At 68.8% G+C, this 7662-nt stretch carries 7 protein-coding genes; 5 read left to right on the forward strand and 2 right to left on the reverse strand.

Annotated elements, in window-relative coordinates; all coding sequences use genetic code 11:
- Window positions 1–389: 389 nt before the first annotated feature.
- From ACFVH5_RS43095 to ACFVH5_RS43105, 3 genes are all read left to right on the forward strand, one after another.
- The gene (locus tag ACFVH5_RS43095; RefSeq protein ID WP_107015496.1) at window positions 390–1247 is read left to right on the forward strand and encodes a helix-turn-helix transcriptional regulator; all 858 of its coding nucleotides are present in this window, start codon (window positions 390–392) and stop codon (window positions 1245–1247) included.
- A gap of 240 nt (window positions 1248–1487) precedes the next feature.
- Window positions 1488–1688, forward strand: a complete 201-nt coding sequence (locus tag ACFVH5_RS43100; protein WP_366784109.1) for a DUF397 domain-containing protein — start codon at window positions 1488–1490, stop codon at window positions 1686–1688.
- Between the two features lie 456 nt (window positions 1689–2144).
- A complete protein-coding gene (locus ACFVH5_RS43105; RefSeq protein WP_385839152.1) occupies window positions 2145–3320 on the forward strand; it encodes an ADP-ribosylglycohydrolase family protein in 1176 nt (391 codons plus the stop codon).
- Between the two features lie 139 nt (window positions 3321–3459).
- Here ACFVH5_RS43105 and ACFVH5_RS43110 read toward each other — a convergent pair whose 3' ends face one another.
- A complete protein-coding gene (locus ACFVH5_RS43110) occupies window positions 3460–5025 on the reverse strand; it encodes a sodium:solute symporter family protein (RefSeq protein WP_385839153.1) in 1566 nt (521 codons plus the stop codon).
- A gap of 173 nt (window positions 5026–5198) precedes the next feature.
- Window positions 5199–5984 carry an SDR family oxidoreductase gene (locus ACFVH5_RS43115; protein WP_385839154.1) on the reverse strand — a complete coding sequence of 262 codons (786 nt, stop codon included), beginning with the start codon at window positions 5982–5984 and terminating at the stop codon, window positions 5199–5201.
- A gap of 100 nt (window positions 5985–6084) precedes the next feature.
- On the opposite strand from ACFVH5_RS43115, the gene ACFVH5_RS43120 reads away from it, so the two are divergent.
- On the forward strand, window positions 6085–6924 hold the full coding sequence (locus ACFVH5_RS43120) for a hypothetical protein (RefSeq protein WP_385839155.1): 840 nt from the start codon (window positions 6085–6087) through the stop codon (window positions 6922–6924).
- 118 nt (window positions 6925–7042) lie between these two features.
- Window positions 7043–7549: a DUF2165 domain-containing protein gene (locus tag ACFVH5_RS43125; protein ID WP_385839156.1), complete on the forward strand. Its 507-nt coding sequence runs from the start codon at window positions 7043–7045 to the stop codon at window positions 7547–7549.
- Window positions 7550–7662: the final 113 nt, after the last annotated feature.

Consider the following 7662-nt stretch of genomic DNA (forward strand, 5'->3'; position numbering starts at 1 on the left):
CGTCTGCGCCGACCGGCAGTCCCCATCAGGCGTTTGGGGCGCCGCGGGGCCGGGGGGGGCGCCGGGCCGTACGTCCGGACGACGACACGGCCCGCCGCCCCGCGCGTCCGCATGTCCGCACGTCCCCCCTACGCAATCACGCAATGTCCCGCCGTACGCATGCCCCCAGTGCGTACGCCCCCTGTACGCATGTCCGTGGATGCGTACGCCCATCGTCGCTTGTCGTCATATCCGCCACCAGGTGGCGGCAGGTGGCGTGAGGTGGCGACAAGTGGCGCGTACGCACTGCATATCCGCTGTTTCCCAGCGGTAGCAAGCACCTTGGTGGCAATCTGCTCAACAGCAGATACGCAAAGTACAGGCAGTCCGCAGCCGGAGGTGCACGTCCCGTGGCGTCCAACGTCAATCCCACCGTCAGGCGACGCCGGTTGGGCCAGGAGCTGCGAAGGCTCCGGGAGCTCAAGGGCATGACGGCCGAAGAGGTGGCCGAGCGGCTGCTCGTCTCGCAGTCGAAGATCAGCCGTCTGGAGAACGGGCGGCGCAGCATCAGCCAGCGCGATGTCCGTGACCTGTGCGGGGTGTACGAGGTCGAGGACGTCCGGATCGTCGATTCGCTGATGCAGATGGCCAAGGACTCGCGCCAGCAGGGCTGGTGGCACTCCTTCGGCGACATCCCGTACAGCGTCTACATCGGTCTGGAGACCGACGCGGCGAGCCTGCGCGTGTACGACCCGCTGGTCGTGCCGGGCCTGCTGCAGACCCGTCCGTACGCCGAGGCGCTGATCCAGGGCGCGCTGCCGGAGGCGGCGGCCGGCGACATCGACAAGCGCGTACAGGTGCGGCTGCGTCGACAGGAACGTATCTCCGACCTGGAGAACCCGCTGCGGCTGTGGGCCGTCCTCGACGAGGCGGCGCTGCGCAGGACCGTCGGCAACAAGCAGGTGATGATCGAGCAGTTGGAGCATCTGGTCGAGATGTCGCACGTGCCGCACGTGACGGTTCAGGTCATCCCGTTCGCGATGGGTGCCCATCCGGGGGTCAGCGGCCAGTACGCCATCCTCGAATTCCCCGACGCGGCCGACTCCAGCGTGGTCTACATCGAGGGCGTCACCAGCGATCTGTACCTGGAGAAGGCGAACGACGTCCAGAAGTACAGCGTCATGTACGAGCATCTGCGGGCGCAGGCGCTCAACGCCGACCAGTCGCGGGAGTTCATCGCGGATGTCGCGAAGGACTACGCCCACTGAGGTAGCTGGGGAGGCAGGTAGCCGGATGGCGGCGGGAATATACACCCTCCTCCTATCCCGGCGGAAGACTCAGCTGGCATATGTCACCCGGTCGAGTGAATAGTCGCTTCGTACGCCGATGTTGGCGAGTAGCGTCGATCACGCCAAGGGGGAACAACCTTGGCGCAATCCGAACCGTGGGTTCCGAAAGGAACCCGCAACTCGGTGACAGCTGATCAGCAACCGGCCACCGGAGTGAACATGGCAATCAAGCAAGGCGTCACGCACACGTGGACGAAGTCCTCGTACTCGCAGGGAAACGGCGCGTGCGTCGAGGTCAAGTCCCCCGTCACGGCGGCGATGGCCGTCCGCGACTCGAAGGTCGCCGAAGGGCCCGCGCTGGCCTTCCCGGCGGAGTCCTGGAACGCGTTCGTCGCAGAAGTGAGCCGGGGCACCGTCTGACGTCGGCGGAGGCCTCGCACAGCACGACCACATCCGCGTCATCCACGCCCGAAGAAACAACTTCATCGACAACTGCATCAACAACTGCATACGCAACCGGATCAACAACTGCGTCGACAACTGCATACGCACCGTGAAAGAGCCCTCTCGACTGGCCCGCCGTCCTGGCCGAGGGGGCTCGGCCCTGTCCGCGCCCGCCTCGAAGATCCTCCCGCAATTGTGCGCATGCTGCGCAGGTATTGCGCATGAAAGTCGTCGTCATTCGTATGGATCTTCATTTCCCGGGGGCTCCGCCGCGGTCCGCCGACGGAAATGCGTACCGATCGCTGACAAACACGCTCAGTCGTCCCACTGTTCGCATACCGATCCGGCTCTCAACCGAACGTTCCCGTTCGATTACAGTGCTGAGTTGTCGGCCGTACGGACGGAATCGGATCGGGATCTCGGGAGGCCTCGGTGGGTGCGACAGCCGGTGCCGTCTGGGGCCGTGCCGAACAGCAGGATTTCCGCAGCCGGGTGCGTGGCACGCTCCTCGGCGCGGCCGTGGGCGACACGCTCGGCTCCCCCGTCGGCCACCTCTCGATGGAGCAGATCCGGGCGGCGCACGGCGCCGAGGGCCTGACCGATCTGGCCCACGGGTACGGCAGACGCGGAGCCGTCTCCCATCTCACGCAGCTGACCCTGTTCTCGATCGACGGGCTGATCAGGGCCCAGGTCCGCCGGGACACCGGTGCCTGGCATCCGCCGACGGACCTGCACCGGGCGTATCTGCGCTGGGCGTCCACCCAGCGCGACTGGGGCCCGGACGAGCGGCGCAAGGAGGACGGCTGGCTGGCCCGCGAGGAGTGGCTGTACGCCCGCCGTGATCCCGCGCGCGCCAATCTGCTGGGCCTCGGCGACGAGACGATGGGCACCCTGGACGCGCCCAAGAACCCCGACCAGCGGGGCGTCGAGGCCGCGACCCGCTCGGCGCCCTTCGGGCTCCTCGTCGGCTGGGAGCCGCAGCTCGTCATGCAGCTCGCGGTGGAGTGCGCGGCGCAGACCCACGGCCACCCGCTCTCCTACCTGTCGGCGGGCGCGTACGCCGTCGTCGTGCACGGTCTCGCGCGCGGCGAGAGCCTCGACACGGCCGTCCAGCGGGCGTTGCAGCTGCTGGCACCGCGCCCGGGGCAGCAGCAGGTGGCCGAGGCGCTCCAGCGGGCCCTGGGGGCCGTACGGCAGGGCATGCCGTCGCCGCAGCGGGTCGAGGATCTGGCCGGGGAGGGCACGGCCGAGAAGCTGCTCTCGGCGGCGGTGTACTGCGCCCTGGTCGGCGAGGACACCCGGCACGGGCTGTGCCTGTCGGTGAACCACGGCGGCGCCTCGGGTGCCACCGGCGCCCTGACCGGTGGGCTGCTCGGCGCCCTGCACGGCGAGACGGCCCTGCCGCCGGGCTGGCTGGCCGAGCTGGAGGGCCGCCCCACCATGCTCGTCCTCGCCGACGACTTCGCGATGGAGATGACCCAGGGTCCGGCCCTGCACGGCCCGGCGGGCTCGTCCCCGGGCTGGCTGGCCCGCTACCCCCGCGGCTACGCGGCCCTCTCGGGCACGGGCGCCACCCCGGTCCCGGCCGGCCTGACCGCCCGCGCCTGACCGCCCGGGTCCGACCGCCCGGATCTGACGCACCTGGGCGACGCGCGTCCTTTCCCGCCGCGTACGGAAGAGGGTGGCCGCTCGTCAGGAAGCGGCCACCCTCTCGGTCGTACGTACGCGTCGTGCGCGCGGTTCAGCCCTAGTCCTTGACCGGTGCGCCCACCACGTCGTCCGCCGGGCCGGCCGGGGTCGGGATCGCCGCGGCGGCGGACCCGCCGTCGTCGCTGTTGATCTTCGCGATGAGCGCGTCCCGTTCCGGGGTGTCCTCCGGCTTCACGTAGCCGATGAGGATGTAGAGGACGAGCGACACCGCGAGCGGGATCGACACCTGGTACTGGAGCGGGACCCCGCCGTCGACGTTCCAGCTGATCGGGTAGTTGACCAGCCAGAAGGTGACCAGGCCGAGGGCCCAGCTGATCAGGGCGGCCGTCGGACCGCTCTTGCGGAACCACGGGAGCAGGCCCAGCATCAGCGGGATCGCGATCGGGCCCATCAGACCGGCCACCCACTTGATGACGACGGTGATGATGTCGCCGAAGAACGCGGTGTTGACCTGCGTCGCGATGGCCATCGACAGACCGAGGAAGAGCAACGTGGCCCAGCGCGCGGCCAGCAGCCCCATCCGGGTGTCCCACTCGCGGGCCTTGCGGGAGACCGCGGGCATGATGTCGCGGGTGACGACGGCCGCGATGGCGTTGGCGTCCGAGGAGCACATCGCCATCGTGTGGGAGAAGAACCCGACGATGACCAGGCCCAGCAGCCCGTGCGGCAGCAGGTGTTCGGCCATCAGCGCGTACGAATCGGCCGGTACGTCGGTCTTGATGATCAGCGGCGCGACCCACATGGGGAAGAACAGCACCAGCGGCCAGATCAGCCAGAGCGAGGCGGACAGGACGCCCGAGCGCGTGGCGGACTTCGCGGAGTCCGTGGCCATGTAGCGCTGGGCCTGGTTCCACATGCCGCCGTTGTACTCGAAGGTCTTGATGAACAGATACGCGATCAGGAAGACCATCATGTACGGGCCGGCCAGCGGCTTGGTGTGGCCGTCGAGGGCGGGCTCGTCCCAGACGCTCCACAGGGTGCTGAAGCCGTTCAGCTCGGCCATGACGGCGACGAGCATCGCGATACCGGCGATGAACTGGATGATGAACTGGCCGAGTTCGGTCAGCGCGTCCGCCCAGAGCCCGCCGACCGTGCAGTAGATCGCGGTGATCGCGCCGGTGATGAGGATGCCCATGTTGAGCGAGACACCGGTGAAGACGGACAGCAGGGTCGCGATGGCGGCCCACTTGGCGCCCACGTCCACGATCTTCAGCAGGACGCCGGACCAGGCGAGCGCCTGCTGGGTGGGCAGGTTGTAGCGGTTCTTCAGGTATTCCAGGGGCGAGGACACGTGCAGTCGTGAGCGCACCCGGTTGAGCCGGGGCGCGAACACCTTCGCGCCGATCGCGATACCGATGGCGATCGGGAAGGACCAGGTGACATAGGAAGTGACGCCGTACGTGTAGGCGATGGCCGCGTACCCGGTGAACATGACCGCGCTGTAGCCGGACATGTGGTGCGAGATGCCCGACAGCCACCACGGCATCTTGCCGCCGGCCGTGAAGAAGTCGCTCACGTTGTCGACCCGTTTGTGGGACCAGACACCGATCGCGACCATCACGCCGAAGTAGCCGATGAGCACGGCCCAGTCGAGACCGTTCATATGCCCTCTCCCAGGATCGTCAGGGTCGTGAAGCGCCCGCTCATCGTGGGTTCGATGGCATGACTGCGACAACTGCCTGTACGGTCAAAGGGGAGTAAAATAGTTCTGCTTACTGACCTCGGTTCATGTCCCTGAACGTTTTCGATCAACGAGGCGAACGGGACAAGTGGCCGCTACCGCATCAACTCCCCCGCGTTGACCAGCAGCGACTGCCCCGTGATCGCCCGAGCTCGGTCCGACGCCAGAAACACCGCGGCATCCGCCACGTCCGCGTCCGTGGCCAGCTCGGGCAGCGCCATCCGCGAGGTCAACCGCTCCAGCACCTCCGCCTCCGGCACGCCCTCGGTGTACGCCGTGAACTGCACGTACGCCTCCACCGGCGGGCCCCACATCCACCCAGGCAGCACGGTGTTCACCCGGATCCGGTCCGGACCCAGCTCCCGCGCCAGCGAGTACATCGCGCTGGTCAGCGCGCCCTTCGAGGCCGCGTACGCCGCCTGGCGCACCTGGGAGGGGGCGGCGACGGACGACTGCGTACCGATGACGACCACGGAACCGCCGCGCTCCTTCAGCGCGGGCAGACAGGCGCGGGTCATCCGCAGCGTGCCGAGCAGGTTCACGTCGAGCACGGCCTGCCAGGTCGCGAAGTCCGCGTCCTGGAGGCCGCCGAAGTAGCTGTCCCAGGCGGCCACGTGGACGACCGCGTCGAGCCGCCCGAACCGCTCCCGGGCCAGCGCCGCGAGCGCGTCGCACTGGCCCTCGTCGGTGATGTCCGTGGCCCGGTACGCCGTGTGCGCGCCGTCCGGGTCGAGTTCGGCGGCGGTCTTGGCGAGGTTCGCCTCGGTACGCGCCCCGAGCACGGCGTTCCCGCCGTCCCGCACGACGGCCGCCGCGACCTGGTGACCGAGCCCGGCCCCGACCCCCGACACGACGACGGTCTTGCCCTGGAGCAGTGACATTGCGGCCCTCCCGGCTCTGGCGATCGATCTGACGGTCCGTCAGAGTAGGGGCGTCCGGCAGATGACGGAAGAGCGCGCGAAGCGGTGGAAGGGGAGCGCCATGCTCGACGACACGCGCAGCGAGGTGTACGGGGAACTGGCCGCCGTCGGCCCGTACGGGGTGCGTCCCGGCCATGCCCTGATCACGATGGTGGAACCGCATCCGGGGCACGAGTACGCGTACAACCGGTGGTACGAGGACGACCACTACTACGCGGGCGCGATGGCGATGCCCTGGATGTACGCGGGGCGGCGGTGGGTGGCGACCCGCGATCTCCAACTGCTGCGCCGGCCCGAGAAGTCGGCGGTCGCGCAGCCCGTCACCGCCGGGTGCTACCTCTCGACGTACTGGATCACGGACGGCCGCCACGACGACCACATGAAGTGGACCGTCGGCATCAACAAGCGGCTGAACAGGGACGGGCGGGTCTACCAGGACCGTACGCACGTCTTCACCGCGTTCCAGGACCACGAGGCGACGGTGTACCGGGACGGGGCCGCCGGGCCGCGCGACTTCCACGCGCTGGACCATCCGTACCAGGGGCTGGTGCTTCAGGTCGTCGACGCCGAATCCGCCTCCGGACGAGCCGAGTTGCTGGAATGGCTGCGGTCCCGGCACCTTCCGAAACGGCTCGCCGGCTCCCCCGCCGCCATGGTCACGGCCTTCCGGCCGACCCCGCTGCCCGGCGACCGCATGACGTACGTGAAGCAGGTCGAGGGGGTCGACACGCGGCTCACGCTGCTGTGGTTCCTGGAGGCGGATCCGCGGGAGTGCTGGGAGGAGTACTTCACCGGGCTGGAGGCGCCCGTGGCCGAGACGGGGCTGGGGCGGGTGGAACTGGTGGCGCCGTTCATTCCCACGGTGCCGGGGACCGACCGGTACGTCGACCGGCTGCGGTGACGCCGGTACGGCCGGTTGAAGCCGGTGCGACGGAAAATCGGTGGTCCGTGTGGCGTGGATGGTGTCTGGTGTCAGGTGTTCCGTTCCGCAACACACCTGACAGCTTGGGGACTTGAGGATGGCGGCAGCACGGGCCCTACCGATCACCGCGACTCTGCTCACCGGCACGGTCGCGCTCTACATCACGCTTGTCGCGTTCGGGAACATCACCGACTTCGGCACCAACCAGCAGTTCGTGCAGCATGTTCTGGCCATGGACACCACGTTCAAGGACGACGACCTGATGTGGCGGGCCGTCGAGTCCAAGGCGCTCCAGGACGCGGCGTACGTCGTGATCATCGCGTGGGAGACGGTGGCTGCGCTCGTGCTGATCCTGGGCACGGTTCAGTGGGTGCGGCGGGATGTCGCGCGGGCCCGGCGGACGTCCACGGCGGGGTTGCTGATGCTGATGCTGCTCTTCGGGGCGGGGTTTCTCGCGGTGGGGGGTGAGTGGTTCGCGATGTGGCAGTCGGAGGACTGGAACGGTCTGGACGCGGCCATGCGGGTGTTCTTGCTGAGTTCGGTTGTACTGATCGTGATCCATCTGCCTGTGGATCGGGGGGCGGGGGTGGGGGCGGACGCCTAGGGGGCCTCCCGGGGAGGGTGGGCAGGGTTGTCGGGGTCTGCGGGCCCGGTGGGGGCTTGTCGCGCAGTTCCCCGCGCCCCTGAAGGGGCAAAAGCAGGGGCGCAGCCCCGCTT

The sequence above is a fragment of the Streptomyces sp. NPDC127119 genome (genome assembly GCF_042677425.1).
Taxonomy (GTDB): Bacteria; Actinomycetota; Actinomycetes; order Streptomycetales; family Streptomycetaceae; genus Streptomyces.

What these genes read in the sequence shown, in the direction of transcription:
- ACFVH5_RS43110 (WP_385839153.1), bottom strand. Translation starts at nt 5,025, where the DNA reads ATGAACGGTCTCGACTGGGCCGTGCTCATCGGCTACTTCGGCGTGATG.
- ACFVH5_RS43120 (WP_385839155.1), top strand. Translation starts at nt 6,085, where the DNA reads ATGCTCGACGACACGCGCAGCGAGGTGTACGGGGAACTGGCCGCCGTC.
- ACFVH5_RS43125 (WP_385839156.1), top strand. Translation starts at nt 7,043, where the DNA reads ATGGCGGCAGCACGGGCCCTACCGATCACCGCGACTCTGCTCACCGGC.
- ACFVH5_RS43115 (WP_385839154.1), bottom strand. Translation starts at nt 5,984, where the DNA reads ATGTCACTGCTCCAGGGCAAGACCGTCGTCGTGTCGGGGGTCGGGGCC.
- ACFVH5_RS43100 (WP_366784109.1), top strand. Translation starts at nt 1,488, where the DNA reads ATGGCAATCAAGCAAGGCGTCACGCACACGTGGACGAAGTCCTCGTAC.